General features: G+C 38.5%; 19 protein-coding genes. 6 read left to right on the top strand and 13 right to left on the bottom strand.

Annotated features, from left to right (window positions below):
- Window positions 1–266 precede the first annotated feature (266 nt).
- Complete coding sequence (locus CK510_RS06780) at window positions 267–641, bottom strand: hypothetical protein (RefSeq protein WP_095720974.1); 375 nt, start codon at window positions 639–641, stop codon at window positions 267–269.
- Window positions 642–1932: 1291 nt separating this feature from the next.
- On the opposite strand from CK510_RS06780, the gene CK510_RS06775 reads away from it, so the two are divergent.
- Window positions 1933–3249, top strand: coding sequence for a type IV pilus twitching motility protein PilT (locus tag CK510_RS06775; RefSeq protein WP_095720973.1), 1317 nt, complete (start codon window positions 1933–1935; stop codon window positions 3247–3249).
- Between the two features lie 126 nt (window positions 3250–3375).
- On the top strand, window positions 3376–4125 hold the full coding sequence (locus CK510_RS06770; protein WP_095720972.1) for a circadian clock KaiB family protein: 750 nt from the start codon (window positions 3376–3378) through the stop codon (window positions 4123–4125).
- Window positions 4126–4140: 15 nt separating this feature from the next.
- Here CK510_RS06770 and CK510_RS06765 read toward each other — a convergent pair whose 3' ends face one another.
- Entirely contained in the window at window positions 4141–4887 is a 747-nt protein-coding gene (locus tag CK510_RS06765) for an SIMPL domain-containing protein (protein ID WP_095720971.1), read from the bottom strand.
- A 210-nt stretch (window positions 4888–5097) separates the two neighbouring features.
- Here CK510_RS06765 and CK510_RS06760 point away from each other — a divergent pair, with 210 nt between their 5' ends.
- The gene (locus CK510_RS06760; protein ID WP_095720970.1) at window positions 5098–5631 is read left to right on the top strand and encodes a dihydrofolate reductase family protein; all 534 of its coding nucleotides are present in this window, start codon (window positions 5098–5100) and stop codon (window positions 5629–5631) included.
- Complete coding sequence (locus CK510_RS06755; protein ID WP_095720969.1) at window positions 5618–6199, top strand: YdeI/OmpD-associated family protein; 582 nt, start codon at window positions 5618–5620, stop codon at window positions 6197–6199. The genes CK510_RS06760 and CK510_RS06755 overlap by 14 nt, the downstream gene beginning before the upstream one ends.
- 226 nt (window positions 6200–6425) lie before the next feature.
- Here the strand turns inward: CK510_RS06755 and CK510_RS06750 are convergent, their stop codons facing one another.
- The 3 genes from CK510_RS06750 to CK510_RS06740 form a co-directional block, all read right to left on the bottom strand.
- On the bottom strand, window positions 6426–6800 hold the full coding sequence (locus CK510_RS06750; RefSeq protein ID WP_095720968.1) for an urease subunit beta: 375 nt from the start codon (window positions 6798–6800) through the stop codon (window positions 6426–6428).
- Window positions 6801–6883: 83 nt separating this feature from the next.
- Window positions 6884–7186, bottom strand: coding sequence for an urease subunit gamma (ureA, locus tag CK510_RS06745; RefSeq protein WP_095720967.1), 303 nt, complete (start codon window positions 7184–7186; stop codon window positions 6884–6886).
- 32 nt (window positions 7187–7218) lie between these two features.
- Window positions 7219–8079, bottom strand: a complete 861-nt coding sequence (locus tag CK510_RS06740; protein WP_373695784.1) for an urease accessory protein UreD — start codon at window positions 8077–8079, stop codon at window positions 7219–7221.
- A gap of 134 nt (window positions 8080–8213) precedes the next feature.
- Here CK510_RS06740 and CK510_RS06735 point away from each other — a divergent pair, with 134 nt between their 5' ends.
- The gene (locus tag CK510_RS06735) at window positions 8214–8570 is read left to right on the top strand and encodes a phage holin family protein (RefSeq protein WP_095720965.1); all 357 of its coding nucleotides are present in this window, start codon (window positions 8214–8216) and stop codon (window positions 8568–8570) included.
- Between the two features lie 135 nt (window positions 8571–8705).
- On the opposite strand, the gene CK510_RS06730 is transcribed toward CK510_RS06735, so the two are convergent.
- From CK510_RS06730 to CK510_RS06720, 3 genes are all read right to left on the bottom strand, one after another.
- The gene (locus CK510_RS06730) at window positions 8706–9149 is read right to left on the bottom strand and encodes a cobalamin biosynthesis protein (RefSeq protein ID WP_095720964.1); all 444 of its coding nucleotides are present in this window, start codon (window positions 9147–9149) and stop codon (window positions 8706–8708) included.
- A gap of 3 nt (window positions 9150–9152) precedes the next feature.
- Window positions 9153–9758, bottom strand: a complete 606-nt coding sequence (locus CK510_RS06725; protein WP_095720963.1) for a cytochrome b/b6 domain-containing protein — start codon at window positions 9756–9758, stop codon at window positions 9153–9155.
- Between the two features lie 383 nt (window positions 9759–10141).
- A complete protein-coding gene (locus CK510_RS06720) occupies window positions 10142–11080 on the bottom strand; it encodes a tetratricopeptide repeat protein (RefSeq protein ID WP_095720978.1) in 939 nt (312 codons plus the stop codon).
- Window positions 11081–11823: 743 nt separating this feature from the next.
- On the opposite strand from CK510_RS06720, the gene CK510_RS06715 reads away from it, so the two are divergent.
- Entirely contained in the window at window positions 11824–12108 is a 285-nt protein-coding gene (locus tag CK510_RS06715) for a DUF427 domain-containing protein (protein ID WP_095720962.1), read from the top strand.
- Window positions 12109–12403: 295 nt separating this feature from the next.
- Here the strand turns inward: CK510_RS06715 and CK510_RS06710 are convergent, their stop codons facing one another.
- The 5 genes from CK510_RS06710 to CK510_RS06690 all read right to left on the bottom strand — a co-directional run bounded on the left by CK510_RS06710 (window position 12404) and on the right by CK510_RS06690 (window position 21020).
- Complete coding sequence (locus CK510_RS06710; protein WP_095720961.1) at window positions 12404–15511, bottom strand: hybrid sensor histidine kinase/response regulator; 3108 nt, start codon at window positions 15509–15511, stop codon at window positions 12404–12406.
- 310 nt (window positions 15512–15821) lie between these two features.
- A complete protein-coding gene (locus tag CK510_RS06705) occupies window positions 15822–18698 on the bottom strand; it encodes a methyl-accepting chemotaxis protein (RefSeq protein ID WP_095720960.1) in 2877 nt (958 codons plus the stop codon).
- A 126-nt stretch (window positions 18699–18824) separates the two neighbouring features.
- Window positions 18825–19322 carry a chemotaxis protein CheW gene (locus CK510_RS06700; RefSeq protein WP_095720959.1) on the bottom strand — a complete coding sequence of 166 codons (498 nt, stop codon included), beginning with the start codon at window positions 19320–19322 and terminating at the stop codon, window positions 18825–18827.
- A gap of 19 nt (window positions 19323–19341) precedes the next feature.
- Entirely contained in the window at window positions 19342–19722 is a 381-nt protein-coding gene (locus CK510_RS06695; RefSeq protein ID WP_095720958.1) for a response regulator transcription factor, read from the bottom strand.
- Between the two features lie 197 nt (window positions 19723–19919).
- Window positions 19920–21020, bottom strand: a complete 1101-nt coding sequence (locus tag CK510_RS06690; protein WP_095720957.1) for a response regulator — start codon at window positions 21018–21020, stop codon at window positions 19920–19922.
- Window positions 21021–21534 lie beyond the last annotated feature (514 nt).

The following is a 21534-nucleotide window of genomic DNA, read 5'->3' as shown; positions in this document are numbered from 1 at the left end:
AGCCGCCCTAGAAAGGGCTAGGGTAGTTTTGTGTGTCGTATTCCGTCCCCACAAACTTCTCTCCGTTACAAAACATAATTGCGTAGCTTTAGCTTCTCGCTCTGCGAGTATTACGTAGCTTGCTTCTCGCTCCGCGAGTATTGCGTAGCTTGCTTCTCCGCTTCGGAGTATTGCGAATTGTTTTAATACCCATTCACCAAAAAATGAAAAACCCGGCTGAACCGGGCAGATGTACTGTTTGTCGAATTAGTTGTAAAAATAGCTATCTATTTGTTCAGTTCGCAAGTCAAAGGACATGCCGCATAAACAGAGGTCTGCAATTGTTCAGCCTCTCCATTCAACCAGGTTAGCCATTTGACATCACTGGGGTGAACACCTCTAGCAGTCAAGACACCAGCTGCGATCGCAACCGCCATCACATTAAACAGAATCAATCCACCCGCAACTACTAAAACAGCACTAGCAGGCATCACTGACTGTAAAACCATTGATAATAAACATCCAACCGTAGCCATCAAAACAACTAATGGGAAACCGACAACCAGCAAGCATACTGCCAGAGTAAAAGTCCATATTAAAAAGCTTTTAAGAACTTGCAAAGAGTCGGTTCTTCCTAAATCAGATGTTTGAGATAATGTCATGACTTTATTCTCCCTAAATACACAGTAAATACTGAAACTTAATTAATCAATTTTTCTGCGATCCCAACCGGGGATCAATACGCTCTATAGAAACCAAGTATATATAAACCTATTAGGAAGATGAGCAATTATTCAATAAACTTTACATTCATTTTTTGTTTGTCATAGATAAATACTTATCCCGAAGTTGTTTGGCATGAAGCTTTATGCCATCTATCTAGAGGTATAGAAGTCAATCATAGGAAATTATTAAATTTACTTCTAAGACTCGATTCCCCGGAAGCTTAACATTTATTCAACAAAAACCCACTTGCTCTCATAAAAGTCCAGGTATTTGATTAAGAGTAAGCCACAAAATGAATGATCCTGTGTTGTCATGCTGAGGAACGTAGGCGAAAGACTTCCCGTTCCCTCGTTCGCCTTTGGCGTTCCCGTAGGGTAGAGGGTTCCCGAAGGGTAGGGTAGCATCTACGCGAGATTCTAGCCTGCGGCAACGCGTTCGCGCAGCGTGTCGCTTTGCGACTCAGCGCGTACGTTCCGTTCCACCCTGCGGGTAGACGCGCAAGCGGCTTCTGTAAGTAGCAAGCTACAGAATGACATTGGGCATTTCTTTCTGTGGAGTTCTCTAATACTGTTGTACCCTTGCGAAAACTCAGGTAAATAACTTACTGCGTTGAAGTATGGATTGAAAAATCAACCTTTTTCTGAGAGAAAAAGATGTTTACAAGTGGAAACTATAGCGGTTCTCAGTTGATTTAAATACAGTTTGTGATTAAGAGTGCTGTAGGGGAACCCACGGTTGTTTGCCCTGGATTGTATTTCATCCAAACGAGAAGCGCTATAGAATCTGAGAAACTTGATTTTTGTTTGTAAAGAAATCTAGCTGCGGAAGCTAGAGCAAAACTTTTCCACCATTCTATTCGCCAATCTGAATCTGGTTTCTAGTTATTTCGCATACTTAATTACTATTTTTATACTTTAAAAAGTCAGTAATATAACTGAATATGTTTAGTTGCCTAGTTATGTTAAACCAGTTAGTAAGAGCAGATGAGGATTATATAGATTATTTAGGGTACAAAAATTAATACCAAAAATTAACCAAAAATAACAATAGGACAAGAGCCATTAATTTTCGCCCTCAGTCTTACATTAGTGTCAGGCAAGCCCAAGACAGCAGAAGCTGTTTAACTAGGTTCTTGTCTTTCATCGAGAGCAACTTTTCCCCGAATAGCCCAAGTATTAAAGGGAAAGCGATTTAGTAAACCAACAACTAATTTAAAAGTAAAGATTTATGTCAGAATCTCCGCGTGCATCAGCATCAAGCCCCAGCCCAACAGTACCTCGTGGCGTTCCAATGGCACCACCTCCACCACCAACGGCAAGTACACAAAGGCAAGCAACGCAAACATTAGACATGGGTTCGAGTCGGGGAGCGCAATCGAACACACCAACAGTACCTGCCGCAGTAAGTTCTGCCTCTACACCAGCCCATCGTCCGGGTACAGCACCACCAATTCCTTGTGCAGCTGCTCCCAGGAGTAATCCTTCCGGATTGACGATGGCACATCTAATCAAAGAAGCCTTTGATAAAGGATTTTCAGATATTCACTTGGGTGTGGGTGAAGTACCTCGCTTCCGCAACCGAGGGGAAATGCAATTAACCCAATACCCAGAAGTGACCAAAGAATTGTTTATGTCTTGGTTGCCGGAAATTATCAATCATGAAGAAATTCGTCGCTTTGAAGAACATCTCGAATTTGACGGTGCAACCCAATATGATTTTGCGCGGGTACGGATTAACATATTTGACTCGTTACGCGGTTATGCGATGGTATTACGATTAATTCCCCTAAAAATCTTAACCATTGACGAATTGCGCTTACCTACCATATGCCGTGATGTTTGCCATTACCACAAAGGTTTGATTTTAGTTACTGGTCCAACGGGTTCGGGTAAATCGACCACGATGGCAGCGATGGTAGATTACATGAACAAAGAAATGCCGCGCCATATCATTACGATTGAAGACCCGGTCGAATTTGTGCATCAAAGCAAAAAATCCCTAATTAAACAGCGCGAAGTGGGTATGCACACCCGTAAGTTCGATAATGCCCTCAAAGCTGCCCTACGGGAGGACCCAGACGTGATTCTGGTGGGTGAAATGCGGGATAAGGAAACCGTAAACACTGCTCTCAAAGCTGCACAAACGGGGCACATGGTGATGGGAACCCTACACACCAACAGCGCGGTAAAAACAATTGAGCGGATTTTGAACCTATATTCTGCTGAGGAACAAGATGCAATGCGGGTTGCGGTTGCTGAGTCGTTAGTTGCGGTAATTGCCCAGGGACTATGCCGGACAACCGATGGAAAACGGGCAGCATTCCACGATATTCTAATTAACACTGAGGCGGTTAAAGAGTGGGTTAAAGACGGTAAGTACGATGAGATTACCGAATTGATGAAGCAGGCTAGCTTTGACGGCATGATTACCATGAACCAAGCATTGCTTGCTCTTTATCAAGAAGGGCGCATTACTGAAGAAACTGCTTTGGAAATGTCACCAACACCTAACGAAATGGCACAATTCCTCAGAGGTCGAGTTTAGAGGAGTTAGGAGTTAAAAGTTAAGAGCTAGAAATTGCTAGCCTCAAGTTATGCTTAGTTAAATAACTTAAAAAAGCCTAGTTTTCAAGCACCATTCCTAATTCCTAACTCCTAACTCCTAACTAATTTGACACAAGAATTGCTACCACAGTTATTTAAAGGTATTGCCTTGTTTACACCTGGAGGAGATTTAGTTTACTGTATCGACCCCAGTAAACGAGGTAGGTGGCATTTGCATTTGTGTACGACTTTGCAAGAGATTTTAGATTTGCCAGAACCACCGCATTTTTTAGTGCCTTGCTACACGGCAACTATTGACCATTGGTTAGACCCACCTACTAAACAGATTAAAACATTTGCGGAAGCACATCCAACTGTACTACGACATCAAGCATTACTGAATGCAATTTTTGATACTAATGATTTAGTTTGGCAGGCTTCAGCGTGGAAAGAGGGAGTGTGCGATCGCATGGTTTTATTAACCTATCGTTCGGCATTTCCCCAGCTTTGGGAAGACCACGATCTCATTATTCGTACCGATCTCGCTGAACCGGATCGCCGGCTCTTAACTCCAGTAATTGACCCAGACGATGAGCAACAAAATACACAGGCTTATATACTACGTTTATTTGTTGCTGGACATAGCCCTAATACCCAACGTATATTACAAACTCTCCACGAATTATTAGAAAAGTATTTGAGTCATCCTTATACACTTAAAGTAATTGATGTTTTGACTCATCCTGAATTAGCAGAAACCAATCAAATTTCAGCGACACCAACTTTGGTTAAGGTTTATCCTCAACCAGTGCGACGCGTAATTGGGGATTTGGATAATGTGGAGAGAATTTTACATATGTTGGGAGCGAAAGTTTAAGTTCGGTGTTAAGTTTTAATCCATTGCAAACTTCACAGAAACAACGGCTGTAATATCTTTTTCAATTGATGAGGTATCGTAAATACCAGAGTTACTTACTTCTGTGGAGTTGCGCGAGGTAATTTGAAATACTCCCGTTTGGGCGCTTTGGACTGCACCAACTCGATTCCCTGTGCTGCCAGCAATCGCTTCAGCCCTTGCTTTTGCATCTTTTGTCGCTTCTGCCACCATTTCTACTCGTAACTTTGCCAACTGTGTATATAGATACTCTGGGGTTTCGGAAACTAAGGGAATTCCCTCATTAATTAGTTCTGTTGACTGCTGGGATAATTTGGCAATGCGATCGATATCATTTGAGCGGATTTCAAAGCGCTGATTTAGCCTGTAGGCAAGGGTTTTACCTGTTTCTCTTCCGTTAATGACTTCGGGAATTGTCGAGGTATCGATTGAACTCAAGGTGATTACATTGTCGGGAACTTGTTGTTCTTTGAGGTATTTTTGCACTCGTTCGGTACGGGTTTTGAGTTCTTGGTATGCTGTTTGTGGTGTGGGTTGTTGACTGGAAATCGACATTCTCCAGATGACGTAATCAGCACGAATAGGACGTTTTGCGGAACCTGTGACGCTGAGAGCATCATTTGGTCGTCGGAGGTTGCGGATAGCACCAGCGCTAATGTAGGAGCTAGTTACTAGTGCGATCGCTAAAGCTACTAATCCAGCGAATAATTGGGGGAAGCGTCGGGATGAAGATGTGTCTTGCATAAGTTGTATTTAATACTTAGTAAAGATAGGAAGTTTGCCCAAAACAAGTTTGTTTTGGGTTTGTAGGTAATGATGCAACCCGAATCGATTAATTCCACGCAATAGAGTAGTAACTACCTTCCATTGTCGGATGATTCCTGATTTTTGGAATTTAATTTTGCAAGGTTAATTAACTCTTCGTTTTTGTAAATTTCTGATTGGAGAAAAGCCATGACAAAATTTATTCTTTATATAGCAACAAGTGTCGATGGGTATATTGCACGTTCTGACGGTAGTGTGGATTGGTTGCCATCACCTGAAGTGGATGGAGAAGATTATGGTTATGGCAAGTTTTATGATTCAATTGATGCTCTAGTGATGGGTTCTACCACTTACGAACAGATTTTAGAATTTGGAGATTGGCAATATCCGGGAAAACTTTCCTATGTTTTCACAAGTCGTAATTTATCGACAAAACGTAATAATATATTATTTGTCAAAGGTGGTATTGAAGAGGTTATTTTAGATATGAATAGAAGGGGTTATAAACGAGTATGGTTAGTTGGTGGTGGTAATATTATATCCTCTTTTCTGAACAAAGGATTAGTTGATGAGTACATTATTACAATTATTCCGATTATTCTCGGTTCGGGTATTTCTCTGTTTCAGTCAGTATCTGAATTAAAACTAAATTTTGTTGGTATAAAATCCTATAATTCTAGTGCTGTAGAACTTCGCTATAAAAAAGATGATGCCAAAATTTGAAGATAAGTTAGATAATTTTCAAGCTGCGAGTCGTCAAGAATGGCGAAAATGGTTAGAGGAAAATCACGATAAGTCTATTGGTATATGGCTTATTTACCACAAAGTGAAGAGTGGTAAACCAAGTGTGAAATATAGCGAAGCTGTTAAAGAGGCTTTATGTTTTGGCTGGATTGATAGTAAAGTTAAATCATTAGATGATGAGTCTTATAAACAAATTTTTACACCTCGTAAAGTAAAAAGTGTATGGTCAAAATTAAATAAACAGTATATAGAAGAACTTATAGAACAAGGTTTGATGGCTGAGTTCGGAATTGCTAAAATTGAAGCAGCTAAGGAAGATGGTTCTTGGACAAGTTTAGATGCGATAGAAGCTTTAATAATTCCGACAGATTTAATGCAAGCTTTAGAACTAAATAAAGTTGCTAAAAATTACTTTGAAGAATTTAGTAACACAAAGAAAAAGAATATTCTCTCGTGGATTAATAGTGCCAAGCGTTCTGAGACAAGGCTAAATAGAATTGAGCAAACTATCAAATCAGGGGCAAAAAATCAAAACCCATTACCATAAGAATAAACCTCGTTTCTTTATTTTCTACTCTGAACCAAATGATTAATTTCTGAGTTTGAATTTAATGGATGGGAAAAGCTTTGTTCTTGGAGTTGTTTAATTGCATCTGCACGAATTAGGGGATATGGCTTTTATTTTCGCTCATTGAATTAATATTTTTATCTATGAGATGTCACTTTTGAGTAGAGAAAACCAACTGATTCAGTTTTTTTTTAAATTTTATTATTCAAATTTTCTTTTTCTGATTGTCTTTTTTCTTCTCTTTATTTTTTTTGTGAGAACTACTTCCTACTTCTTCTAATGAACCATTAATTAATCCATTAAATCCATATACCTGACGACTTCCAACTAAGGGAATTAAAGCCACTTCTTTTTCATCACCAGGTTCAAATCTTACAGCAGTACCAGCAGGTATATCTAAGCGCATTCCTCGCGTTTTTTCTCTCTCGAAATGCAATGCTATATTAACTTCAAAGAAGTGGAAATGTGAACCAATTTGAATTGGTCTATCTCCAGTATTTGCAACTTTTAATTTTACAGTTTCTCTACCTGCATTTAATTCGATTTCACCTTCTGGAGTAATAATTTCACCTGGAATCATGATTAATTTTAGGTAATGGATATAAAATTAATATAGACGTAATATATAAACGGGATATATCGCATCTCTACATTTATAATTATTTATCTAATTGGGTTATGTACAGTTACCAACTTTGTGCCATCGGGAAAAGTCGCTTCCACTTGCACATCATGAATCATTTCTGGTATACCTTCCATGACATCATCTCGCTTTAATAAAGTTGTGCCATAACTCATTAATTCTGCTACAGTTCTGCCATCTCTGGCACCTTCTAGAATTGCCGCAGAAATATAAGCGATCGCTTCCGGATAATTTAATTTTACACCTCTTTCCTTACGTCTTTCTGCGAGTAAAGCGGCAGTAAAAATTAATAATTTGTCTTTTTCTTGCGGGGTAAGTTGCATTTTTTAACGATTTTTTAATTTTTTTTAATACTTCAAATTTGCCAAACTCTTGGTATACAATCAGAACGTCCCAAAAATGATTGACGTACTAAATGCCAAATACTAATAAACCAGTGTCGCACTTCAGTGGTTGAGTTGCCGCGATATCGACACAAAAATCCATGTTCTAATCGAGTTGCACCTATTTCACCTTCTCCATTCCATAAATTCCGTGCTTGTGTAATGATTTCGGGTGATACAGGATTACCAATATAAATTAGAGTACCCGCGATCGCACTTCCTGCCAAGCCGTGGTGACTGTGAAATACTTCTTCACAACCTGGTATCCATTGCCTATCTATCCATAATGGTTTGCCTTCTTGATATATTACGGTATGATTACGCCAATCGCCTTGTAAAAATTTTTCTCCCCTAGCACTACGTCCAAATCGAGTAATTTCCCAGCCAATAAAAGTACTATTTTTAGCTAAGTATATCTCTGTATCTTGGCGATATATTGCGCCATCAAATACTATTGTTTCTTGGGGTAAATATTCCAAGCATCCACCCTGATTGACTTTGATGTTGACACTTTGTCTAGCTTGTAAACCGTTACTACGATAAATTTTGCTTGCTGCTGCTGTAGTTATTAATGCTTGTGAATTATCTTCGAGGTGAAAGTTATAAGATAATTTGTCTCCTCCAACAATTCCACCTGCTGTATGTAAAATGATACTATGGCAAATTGCTTTTCCTTCAGGATAAAATGGACGCTGTATTTTTAGTGGTGCTTGATGATAGCTATTAATTATCTGGGTTGTATTTTGACGATGTGCGTAGATTAAATCTATTTTGCCATGCCAGGGATTATTTTTTTGCGTTATGTTGGGATAGTCAAAAGACATATCAGACATGAATACACCACACTCTAATCTTTTTGCGTCTCTTCGTGATAATTAATAATTTTTTATTTATTTTCGATAAATTTTAGCTGTAATCTTGTATTGTGAAAAAGTATTTGGGATACTAATTTTTCTTTAAAAATTATATGAAACATTTTTTAGTAACTTGGATTGGAACTGCGATCGCACTAATTATCACTGCGAATGTTGTACCTGGTTTTTTCATTAAAAGCTTTGTTGCCGCTCTGGTTGCTGCTATCGTAATTGGGTTGGTAAATGCGATCGTTCGTCCCATTTTGGGAATTTTAGCATTTCCTGTCACCTTAATCACATTCGGCTTATTTTCATTTGTCCTGAATGCGATCGCACTCATGATTGCTAGTGCTTTAACCCCCGCTAGCTACGGTTTTATAATTAATGGTTTTGGCGCAGCTTTTCTTGGTTCAATTGTATTATCTATTGTTTCCAGCATTATTAATTATTTTTTGCGAGTTATCGAATAGGATAAGCTAGTACAGTAGGTCGAGAAATTGTATCATTCAATATTGACAAAAAGATTTTATGATGAGCTTCTTCTGACGAATTGTACAAGTGGTTTTCTCAAATTACCCAAGTATTTCTATGGAAATATGGGTATATTATTTCCCTATCATCACAACTGCAATTGTCACTATACCCTGTAAATTTGGGTTTGAAGAGCGAAATATTTGTTTGGGAATCAGGAGATTGTTAATTCCTCCTACTTTTAAATCCGCGAAATTTACGTGGGAAAAATCTAAACTTGCGCTAATTGCAGCAGCTTCAGCAACACTAGCAGTTCCTACTTTTTTTTCAACAAGTTGGGAAGGATTGGGTACGCTGATATTTTGTAAAACTTCTGCTGGGAAGGTTTTTAAAGGTAAATTACGAATTTGGCAAAGTTCGAGTAAACCAACTTCCGCAGCTTTACTATTAATAGTCGCAATTCCTGCGATCGCACTTTCAGATAAATCATGTTTTCGGAAAATTTCTTTAATTGCTAATTCAATTAATTCCCGTGAAGTTTCCCTTTTACAACCAATACCAACCCACAATACATACATTATCTATTTGTTTCTATGCAAGATATTATTCAATTTTTCTTGCCAAAAGCGCGGACTATCTTCAGGACGATATATTGTATCAAACATCGAAATTAATAAAGGTAAACCACCAACTTTTGCACTCATTAATAAATGAATTGACAACGCTAAAATTACAACAACCCAAGCAATTAAATGTATGTAATAAGCAACATGATTTAATTCACCTTGTGGTAGCCAATTTTCATCTTGAAACTTACCAGAAATAACTGAAAATAATGCAGCTATAAGCATGAAAGTATTAGCAATTCTTTGCAATGTATACCACCATATGGGTCTGCCAACATTACCAAGTTGCTGTAAAGTATCTGCCTGTAGTAAACGGTTTTTACCTGCTTTCCAACAGTAAATTAAGAATAATGGTAAGGCAATATAAGAGATAAAAAAGCCAAAAGTTCCGTGAATATCAATTAGACTGCGGTTTGTTTTCGTCAGAGATAACCCTCCAAATCGACCATCCCAACTGTCGTAAACTAAAAAACCTGTGATTGCCGCACCAATAATTAATAATGCATTAATTCCATGAAATAGACGTAGGAGAAGCGGTTGATATAGTTTAGAACGGAGCATAAATGCATTTACGGTGATTAAATACAAAAATTCATAAAAAAGCTACAAACTAAGAATCACAGGAATATGGATTTAATCAAATACAGAAGCTCATCCCCACTAAGTCATAAAGGACATCTCCCTCTGCTATGTAAACAGAGAGGCGAATAAAAGGGGTGAGGTCTTATATTAGATTTGTACTTATCCATATTCCTGGCTCTGATTATGCCGATATTACTATAATAGTTTATAAGACATTAAAAAATACTTGATTTTCAGTAAAATTATTGGTTGGTACGAGCAAACACAAGGGGTAATAAATAGTCCCATTGAAATGAAAAGTTATGACTCGTTCTATTTAGCACTTTAGAGGTATTTGCTGGTACTAAACCGCTAATTATTAACTAATATTGTATTAGGGATTGAAAGCGTTCGTCTTGACGGATTGCATCAAATTCCACACCTGTTTGCATAATTTTTACGTATTTATCAGGACAAAGAATAATTGCTTGACGTAAATTTTCAACAGCGCGATCGCAATTATTTAATTTTGCATAACAGCGAGCGCGACAATACCAAACAACATCATTGTTAGGTACTATTTCCACAGCTTTGTCGTAACAAACAATTGCATTTTGATGGTTGTCCAATTGTTCCCATGCCACACCTTGATGTAACCAAGCTTTATAATACTGTGGTTGAATTTCTAGGGCACGATCGAAACTCAGAATTGCTTTTTTGTAATGTCCCCATTCGCTATAATTAACACCTCTATAATACCAAGCGAGGAGGTTTTTAGGGTTGAATTCGATTGCTCTATCATAACTATTTAGAGCATCCTCATACTTACCTAATTGTTTTAATGCATTTCCCCGGTTATACCATGCCCAATATGCATCTGGTTGTAATTTTAAACTTCTCTCAAAGCTTTTAATCGCTTTTTCATGTTGTCCCAAATCGCATAGAGTTAAACCGCGATTGTGCCAAGCTGTTGGAGCATTTGGGTTAAACTCGATCGCACGCTCAAAACTATTGAGTGCTTCCTCATAACGCTCTAATTTACCCAAAGCTATAGCTCGATTGTGCCAAACCCAAGAATTATCTGGTTTTAATAATATCATCTCGTCAAAACAGGCGATCGCTAAAGCGTGTTTTCCTAGAGAACCTAATGCAAAACCCTTCTGAAACATCGCTTCTGGGTATTCTGGCTTACATTTTAGCGCTTTCTCGAAACTTGCGATCGCAGCTTGGTATTTTTCGACTTTATTACGACGTAATCCTTGCTGAAAGAAAAATTCTGCCTCTAGATTTAGATTCAGTTTAAATTTAAACGAATTTGACATCATACCTTGGGATGATTTTTTCAACTCACGCTCCCAAAACAATACCATGACTTTATCGCCAAATTTCTAATTAATTATGAATTAGGAATCTAAATACTCTCTTGCTGATTTTGAATCCTGCTTTTTTGTTTGCGATCGCCTTATTCCTTTCGATACATAAGTTAACAAAAACACAGTTATACTTATACCACTCCAATGCCAGCCAATTATTGTTAGTGTAGTAGCAAATAATACTAGTAAACTCACTAAACTTAGTTTTGATAACTTTAATTTAAACGTTTCTCGTTTTGATTTACTCTGGAAAATGGAACCGAAAATCAAATATGTAGGAGAATTTATTGAGTGACGCGAAATCTTCAGAAGTTTGCGTAGATAGTACTGCATTACTGAATTAATTAGCACACAGAATATTAATATGCGTGTACTAGACTACCATTTTTATCCAGCCTGGATACATTTTTTCTGAATACTTTTTTATTTATCTATCTAAAGTTTTTGTCTCTGACTATTGATATACGTCAATTGATATAGTATTTTGTCCCAATTGTCATCATTCCCAGTGTTGATTTAATATCTAAATGAATATACTGGTAAATTTATTCAAAAATTAAATTTAAACCTCAGCAATTTTGGAACCTGGATTTTTGAGTATTTATAGTTTTTAATCTCAGAAAAGATTATGCAAATCTGTTAATTTTTTGTCAAAATGTTATTAGAAAACATTTATTGAGCAATACTTACTCATGGCAAAAGCAACTTGGAACGGTGTAGTCTTAGCTGAAAGCAATAATACAGTAGTTGTTGAAGGCAATCATTACTTCCCATCTGACGCAATTAACAAGGAATATTTCCAAGATAGCGAAACCCACACAACTTGTCCCTGGAAAGGAGTCGCTAGTTATTATAGTGTTGAAGTGGAGGGGCAAGTAAACAAAGATGCAGCTTGGTTTTATCCTAGCACCAAGGAAAAAGCTAAACAAATCGAAGGATATGTAGCTTTTTGGAAAGGAGTAAAAGTCGAAGCTTAGGAATTGAGTCAGGGATTAAGAGTTCAGAGAATACCAAGAAATAAATTGTCCCAACTTGTAGGGGTGGGGTCTCCCCACCCTTGCGAAGAATACAATTGATATATAAATTTATAATTGGGGTATTTTATTTTCTGGAAGTTCCTAAAATGATGAATTCAAACTCCTAATTCCTAACTTATAGGTCAAATTAATTAGAGCAAATTAATTAGAGCAAACAACCGTTTGCCCCTACAATATTATCGTAAATTGTATTTATTTAAATTAAAATCAGAATTGGTTTGACACTCTGTTTAATTTATTTCCCAACACCAGCTAGGGGGAAAATAATTTGCTCCAAAGTTCGTAGTAATTCCTGCTCGTTGTAAGGTTTTGAGAAATAGGCACGCGCACCTAATTGCATTGCCAATTGACGATGTTTATCACTACTTCTAGATGTGAGCATCGCCACGGGTATGCCTTTAAAATCATTATTGGATTTGACACGACCTAAAAATCCATAGCCATCAATGCGAGGCATTTCGATATCGCAAATCACTGCTTGAACTCTTAAACCTGCTTGGAGTTTTTCCATTGCATCTTGTCCATCTTTCGCTTGTTCTACCAAATAGCCCGCTTTTTCCAAAGTTAAAGCTAAGAAGCGACGAACATTAATTGAGTCATCGACAATTAAAATAGTACCTTTTTGATTGCTAGGTATAGGTGTTGGTTTCTCTTCTTGGGGTGTAAGGAAAGCTGTTTTTAGACGTGCAGAAGGTAACTGCTGGGTTCGAGAAGTGCGATCGCTTGTTGTGTTCACTGAAGCTGTAGCGGAGCTAATCGCATATAATAATTCCCCGACATTCACCAATGGGACAACGCGCCCATCACCGAGAATCGTACAATTATTAAAGCCCTCAGGTAACGGAATATTCCCTTCAACCAAACGTATCGCAACTTCCTGTTCTCCCCAAGTGCGATCTACCAACACTGCCACAGGTTGGCTATTACCCTGGAAAATTAACACCGATTCGGCATTAATTGCAGGTGCTGTTTCTAAATTTGGGTTGTCGTAACGAGGGCAAGAAAATTCTAAATATCTGCCTAAACGTATCAATGGCAACATATTACCTTGCCAATTCAAAACTTCGCCGTTTGCCATCGCAAACACAAGTTCCTCTTGCTGTAAGAAAATTTCCTCGATCGCATCAGTGGGGAATGCCAGCAACATCCTATTTGTTTCCACTAGCAAAACTCTGGCGACAGAAAGGGTAAATGGCACTGATAGCCTAAATGTTGTTCCCTTGCCAAGTTCAGTATTTATTTTGACATCACCTCTAACTTGTTTGAGGTTATTACGGACAACATCCATACCCACACCTCGACCAGATAAAGCCGTCACTTCGTCGGAGGTGGTAAAACCGGGTTCAAAAATTAATGAAAGCAATTCTTCCTCGCTAGCTTGTCCCAGCAAAGCAGCATCTAAACCCATTTCTAATGCTCGGTTGCGAATCTTTTCTAAGGATATTCCCCGTCCGTCATCGTGGAGGGTAATAATGGTGCGGTTGCCAATGTGAGTAGCTTTAATTTCGATGGTTCCCTGTTGGGGTTTACCTGCTGCGACTCTACCACTGGGTGCTTCGATACCATGATCGAAAGCATTCCGCATCAAGTGCATTAATGGATCATTGAGTAATTCTAAAATACTGCGTTCGATGAGAGTGTTACCACCTTCGATTTTGAGTTGGACATTTTTGCCATACTCAATGCACAAATCACGTAAAGCACGGGGAAAACGGTCAACAACATCTGCAAGGGGACGCATCCGTACTTGGGTGAGTTTGCGCTGAAGTTGTTTTGAGGTTTTATTGAGTTTGCGGGAAATATTATCGGTATCGTCGAGGCTAATTTGTAAGTCTGTAGTGACTTCTTGTACCTGAACGATGGTTTCCATTACTTCTTGTGAAAGCAAGTTAAGTTCGTTATATCTATCCATTTCCAAAGCATCAAAACGATGATTGATACTGGGAATTTCGTTTTCATTATTTAGCTGAATATTTAGTTCAAATTCTTGATTAATCGCAGTCTGAAAATCATTTTCCCCAGAACTGCCAGTGGGATTAGTCAAGGAAGTTATACCCTGAGTAGCTATTCTATCGTAGCCTGCACGGAGACTTTGGTTTTCCCGATCTAGTACTTGTACTCGTTGGTTGAGGTTGCGAACAAGCTTACGTAAGCGTTCGAGTTGCAAGTTTAAGCCATTGCGCTGAATAATTAATTCGCCAAATAAATCATTGATTTGTTCGAGTTGCTTACTGGGAACGCGGACTGTATTTTCCTGTGATTCCCTTTCCTTGGGTTTTTCTGCTGGTTCGGCTTTTGCTTCTGGGAATTGATTAAATAGATAATTGTTGTTTTTACGATCGCAAGCTGCAACAGGTTCGGGAAGTTGGACTTCTTCAAAATCAATATTGGCACTTTCTTCAGCAAATGCAGCTTCCAAAGCCTCAAAATCAGTATTTAAGACTTCATCATCAATCCAATTTGCGATCGCAATTTCACTAACGGCATTTTTAGGTATATTATCTTGGGGAATCAACTCAGGTTCAATTGCCAGAATTTGGCTTTCGGCAATAGTTGTGGGCAAATTCCCAACTTCGATTTCTGTAGGTAAACTTTCGAGTTGATTAGTTAACACTAAAGCTTGCGATCGCCTCCAAGCATCCAGTGCCGCACGACAAATTCTACTTACATGCACCGGATCGGCATATTCTAAATGATGGGTTACAGATTCGCATAAGCGGCTAAACGATTCTAACTGTAACATCTCACCCAACCCACCCAACTCCGCAGCCATAATACTAACTTCTTCTTTTAAGCTGCTAGCTGGTTGCTTATCGGCTAAAATAGACTCCAAACGCTGTAAAGAATCTTCAACCTCCGACTCAAACAGCAAGGGAATGATATCCTGACCATCTTCAGGTGTCAGCATTGTACTTGCATCTTCTGGAGTCGGGTCCCCCAAACGTTGGTGCAACTCATCAAATACCGGATAGCAAAAAGTCTTTAACCAGTCACCATCGAGAACATTATCCTCCGAATGCAGTTCGACAATTTGACGCAACCAATCAACACCAGATAAAAGCAAACTCTGCAACTCAGTGTCAATTTCCAACGTATTTCGCTTAGTCTTCAAAACCTTAAAGGAATCTTCGATCCGGTGTGCCAAATCGCTTAAAGCACGAAAACCCATCATTCCTGCCCCACCCTTAATTGAGTGGGCAGCCCGCAACGCTGCATTGATTTTATCGATTTCAATCCGGTTGGTTGTATTGATTTCCAGCAATACCTCTTCCAATGTATTCAGATAGTCCGTTGCTTCTTCCAGAAACTGCATCTGGATTTCATGCTCTTTGTCCTGTGACATGGTTTAGCCCTCAGCCATTAGTTACTTATTATGGGTTTTTGTTATTTGTTGTTTGTTCTTCGGAGAATAGGGCTTCTCCCATTTAATTTCGTTTGTGAGTGGGTATTGGAAAATAATATTACTTAGCAATTAATAATTACTAGTTAATAGTTAATAGTAACTAACAGCAAGAACTAATAACTACAAACCAATAACTAATGTACGGTAAAGTTTACTCTCGTTAAGCTTTCGGCTGACAAAATATACGAGAACCATCACCAATACCCCAATACCCAATACCCAATACCCAATACCAACAAACAACAAACACCTAACTGACTTTGAACGTACCAACGGTTGCTTGGAGTTGTTGAGATATTTCTACAGTTTTCTGTAATGATTCCGAGACTTGATGCGAAGAAGCACTAGTACGCTGCGAAGTGAGTGCAATTTCCTTCATCAACTTACTAACAGTTTGGGAAGTCTCTACCTGGGATACGGTTGCATTCGAGATAGATTGGACTAAAACATCGATTTGACGTGACACCTCCAAAATTTGACTCAAGCTTGACTTGGCATCTTCAACAATGTGGGTTCCTTCCACTACTTGAGTGGTTCCCAACTCCATTGCTTGCACGACATCAGTGGTTTCGCGCTGAATATTTTCGACAATTTGCTCGATTTCTTTGGTTGCTGCCGCAGAACGTGCCGCTAATTCGCCAACTTCCTCTGCTACAACCACAAATCCTTGTCCTTCTTCTCCAGCTCGTGCGGCTTCGATACCCGCATTTATCGCGAGTAAATTGGTTTGCATGGAAATCTGATTAATTAATGCCACTACCCGCGAAATTTGCTGGGTAGACTCACCCAAACGCTTGACTTTTTTAGTTGTTTCGCCGACGGTTTCGCGCAAATTCAAGATGTTTTGCACTGTCTTATCCATAGCCTGCCCGCTTTTTACCGCAGTTGTTCGGGCTGTATTTGCCACTCTCTCGGCTTGTTGGGCGTTTTCAGCAACCGCTTGCATGGAAAATGTCATTTTATCAACTGCACCAAGGGTGTGGTTGATTTCTGTGGCTTGCTGGAGTGCTTCATTTGCGAGATCGTTAATTGCACCGGAGTTCTTGCCGATCGCGAAGTTGACTTTGGTTGCTGTATCTTTTACCTGGGTGACAATATCCCGCAAACTCTCAACAATTGAGTTGAAAAAGTCGGCAACCGTACCAATTTCACCCGCAGTTACATCGGCACGTACGGTTAAATCTCCACTTGCAGCACCTTCTACCTCTGTGAGTAATTCTAGAAGTTGCATTTGCAGGGCTTCTTTTTGATTGCGTTCGACTTCGGTGCTTTGTTCTGCTACCATCAAACCTTTTTCCACAACTTCCAAAAGTTGAGCTTGTTCGAGTGCGTAACCGATTTGAATTGCCAATTGTTTAAATAAATCAACATCTGATAATTCCCATTCTCTAGGGCGATCGCATTGATGGGCAATAATCAAACCGATAAGTTGCTCTTGCTTAATAACGGGGGCAATCAAATTCGCTTTGACTGCGAATTTTTCCAACATCTTAATATAACAGGCTGCATTTTTGAGACTGGGGTCTTTGTAAATATCGTTAATTGCCCGTACTCTGCCATTTTTGTATGATTCCACATGGCGTTCTCGGAAGCAAGGGTCGTCAATTTCCACACCCATCATTCTGGGAAAACCTGCCATCACCGATTCTGCAACAATTTCACCATCCCAAGTTTGAGGATTGAATTGATAAAAAATGACTCGATCGGTTGCGATCGCTTGACGAATTTCCCGTACTGCGGTGTCTAATATCTCTTCATTTCGCAAACTTCGACGCATCCGCAGGGTAATTTCTGCCAGGTTTTTGGTACGCTGGGCATCAAGTTCTTGTTTTTGCAAAAGTAGCTGCAATTGTTCTGCCATCTGATTAATGTTAGAACCCAACACCCCTAATTCGTCATTGCCTTCGATTTGTAACCGCGTATTCAGTTCACCTTTTCCTAACCGCGATACTGCATTTGTGGCATTCAAAATTGGAGCTGTGGCACGTTTCGCCAATAAGTAAGCAATTACGGCAACTATTAATGCTGTCAATCCTGTAAACACGGTGTTTATTAAAAATAACTCCCGTTGTGCTGTAAATGCGGTTGTTTTCTCTGTCGTCAAAATCGCTTGCCATTTTAAATCTGGCAATCCATCCAGATTTCGCGATGCGTAGCTCAACAATTCTTCTTTATTATCAAGTTTATCTGTAGCTAAAAACGTACCAGATGTGTTTGCCTCTGATTGTTTATCTAAACCGGGAAAATCTTCTTTTGCATTTCTACCAATTTGATTTTTATCCTTCGCTAAAAAGAATTTTCCACTATCATCAACTAAGTGATATTCCTTATCATTATCTGAGTAATTTACAATGATATTTTCTAGGGATTTGATTGGCATTCGCGCTCTGACGATCGCAATCACTTCTCCTGTCACGGAATCTTTTACAGGTGCAGCAGTAAAAATACTAGGTATTTTCGTGACTGGAGATATAGTTGGTTGACTAATAACTGGACGACCTGTTTTTAAAGCCTCTTGGAAATAATTGCGATCGCTATGGTTTGGAAGTGGTTGACCTTGGGATTGTGCGAATAACTCTCCATTGGGATTAAAAACGGCGATATTGTCATAAACTTTATAACTGGCAATGAATTTATCTAAGATGGCTTGCTTTTCTTGCGGTGTAGAACTTTCACGGATACGACGGTTGGCAAAAATAGGTAAATCACCCAAAACCTGGATATCCCCGTACCGTTCAATCATAAAACGGTTTACTTTATCGACAAAACCTTCAGCTTCAGACTGTTGAATCAGAGAAATCTTATTTTCAATCGATTTACTTGCGATCGTATAGGACAAAGCACCAAGTCCCAAAACCGGGAGAGTACCAATTGCGATCGCAAGAATTGTTGCCTTTGTCTGCAAGCTCAACTTATGAAAATTCCCAGCCACAAATTTTTTATTACTAACTTCTGTCTGAGTCTTAATTGCAGACGGATGAGAATATATGACCATATTGCTAGTGTTAATAGCATTGCTATTAACATTATTACTATTATTTTTAGCAATTGTATCAGAACTAGATACTTTCAAAGATGACCCCTCTTTATCATTGCTACTCTGAGCCGCATCTGTTTTATTCAACATAAAATAATTCCCCTAGATTAAGCGAATGACTAGTCAATACACGAGAACACAACAAACTTTATAAAGCTCTTAAAAACATTTTTTAAGTTAAGTCAGAAGTCACCCTTAATCTTTGAATTTCTTACCTTAATCCACACGCAAAACGGAAGAATTTAAAATTGCCTGAGCATCCAACACCAGCAAACTCTCCTTTTGCTGCACCACACAGCCACGTAAATAAGGCACTAAACTAGAAGTAACTTGCCCCACAGGAGAATGTATTTCATCGGGCATAAACTTAGTTGTGCCGAGAATTTCCTCTACAACTAAACCCAATAGCAATGACTCAAATCGCACAATAATCACGTTGTATTGCCGAAGTCGAGTTTCCAAAGACTCTAAATTCATCATTCTGGGCAAATCTACAGCCCAAACAATTCGACTTCGCCAATTCATCAATCCTAAAATACAAGGTGACATACTTGGCATCGAAGTTATTGACTCAACAGGCACTACGATCGCTTCCTGTGTATGTCGCATCGATAATACCGCAGTAGTTTGTCTATTGATCTGAAATTTCAGATAACCGTCGCTTAAGTTACTGAGATTTTGTGTAGTTGCCAGGGCAATTTTAGAACTATCCATTTTTTACTATCCGTAAAAGCTACATTGATAATGATTTAATCGCACGTACTAATTGGTCACGAGTATAAGGCTTGGTAATATAAGCGTCAGCACCTTGTCTCATTGCCCACAAACGGTCAATTTCCTGATTTTTAGAACTGCAAACAACAATGGGCACTTTTTCAGTTGCGGGGTTTCGTTTCAGTGCGCGACACAATTCAAAACCACTCATTCCCGGCATGACCACATCAGTGACTACAAAATCCAATTTTTGCTCCATCGCCTTTTCTAGCGCTTCTTTTGCTCCATTCGCTTTGATAACATTAAAGCCACTTTCCTTAAGATAATGACTCATTAACTCTAATTCGCTGGGAGAATCTTCTACTATGAGAATTGTACTTAACAATGTTGTAATACTCATTCTTTTATTCCCTGAAGAAATCGTGAATAAAGTTGTCTGCTAAATATTGATTATTTGACTTGAACAAGCACCTAAACAAATTTTGTGAAATTACTAAAACTAGTATGGTAAGTAAAAAGATAAAAGGCAAAATTAAAGAGTATATTATCAGCTTTTCAGCCATTTTAAATTGTATCTTTGATTTATGCCGTCATCTACTAGTTGATATATTTAAATATCATTTTTAGTAACTCCGATTGAGTAAAGGGTTTTGTTAAATAACCCGATGACCTAACTAGTTTTGCCTTAGCTCGGTCAATAAATCCAGTTCTACCTGTCACCATAATAATTGGTATATCTTTAAATATTGAATGTCTCCTTAATAACGAACACAACTCATATCCATCCAAGTTCGGCATCTCCACATCCAATAAAATCAAATCTGGCTTGCTGCGGAGAATTTGCATTAAAGCTTTGACTGGATCATTAATCATCACCACAGTAAAATTACTTTGATCTAAAAAGTGGTTGATCGAATTCAAAACCGTTGGACTGTCGTCTATACAAGCAATTGTATAAACTTTTGTTGATTGCTGTGGCTGGGAAATTTCGTTGTTATTCGCAACCGAATCAACTCGAATATTCCTGGATAATTGCTTCTCTCGTTGCTCAAAAAGACTGGATGATGATTCCACTCCTTGTTGGGCTTCAACAGCAGCAGAATAACTTCCTTCCTGCTCGTCACTAACTGAAGTCGCGATCGCATTTGAAGAAGAAGAATTATGATAGCGACTTCGCAAATGTCGCTGACAAGACTCAACTAACACCCTTAAATCTAAACTACAAAACTTTGGTAACTCATCCAAAGCAGTTTCGCGCTGAAATTCGTAGCTTCCTTCTTTCAATACCAAGAACGACTCTAATACTTCTTTCGCCAACTCTTCAATTAAAGTAGCTGCTTGTTCGGAACTGATATAATTACGATTAACTAACCAGCAAATAGCTTGATAATCCGCCTGTCCAATTGATTGGTTGTCGTGTTTGCTTTCAAACAACAACCGCATTTGCATCCGAGTCGAACTGTTAAGTGCTGGTACTTGCTTGCTTAAGCGTTCGAGATGACCATCAAGCCAATCAAACAACTGATTTGAATATGAGGCATAAGTGAGCTTACCCTCATAAAGATAAAGTGACCAAGAAATGGCTCCAGTCAATACTTTTAAGCAGCCAGTGGCACGACGACTCGTTAATTGCGCCAATAACGATAGGGGGTGCAGTTTTTGGAAAACCCTGTAGCTATCGAGTGGAGTTGTACTCATTTTGTCTCTTACCTAAACTTCATCCGATAGGTATAACCGAATTTTTTGATAATAGCTTCCCGAAACACAAACAAATCAATCATTATTTTGTAATTTAATATACAAGAAATGATATTCCCGGAAATGCTAGGACTGAGATACACCAGTAATAGTTAGGAATAACAAGCTCTCAGAGAATTAATTAAGTTGTAATCAATACACTTAGTTATACTGAGATTAGCAAACATTTCGAGACTGGACATGAAAAAAGTGTAAAGACTAAATGAAGGTATTCTCCTGAGCGTAAATCTTATCTTGCTATCCCTCATTGTAGTAGTATTCCAAGTAGCATAAGCTAATTCTTAGCTTAAGTACTAATACTTAGTCTATACCTAACTTAATAATGTAATTTAACAGATTATACCTTTGTATACAAAATAAGTATTGTTACTTGTATACTTTTATTTTTCAAATTTACAATTGTTCATTCATATTTAGCAGTGAATCCATTCTTTTTCTTGTAAAAGATTAACTT

Source organism: Brunnivagina elsteri CCALA 953 (genome assembly GCF_002289455.1).
Taxonomy (GTDB): domain Bacteria; phylum Cyanobacteriota; class Cyanobacteriia; order Cyanobacteriales; family Nostocaceae; genus Brunnivagina; species Brunnivagina elsteri.
Note: the sequence above shows the minus strand (reverse complement) of the source record. Positions and strands in the feature narration are given on the sequence as shown.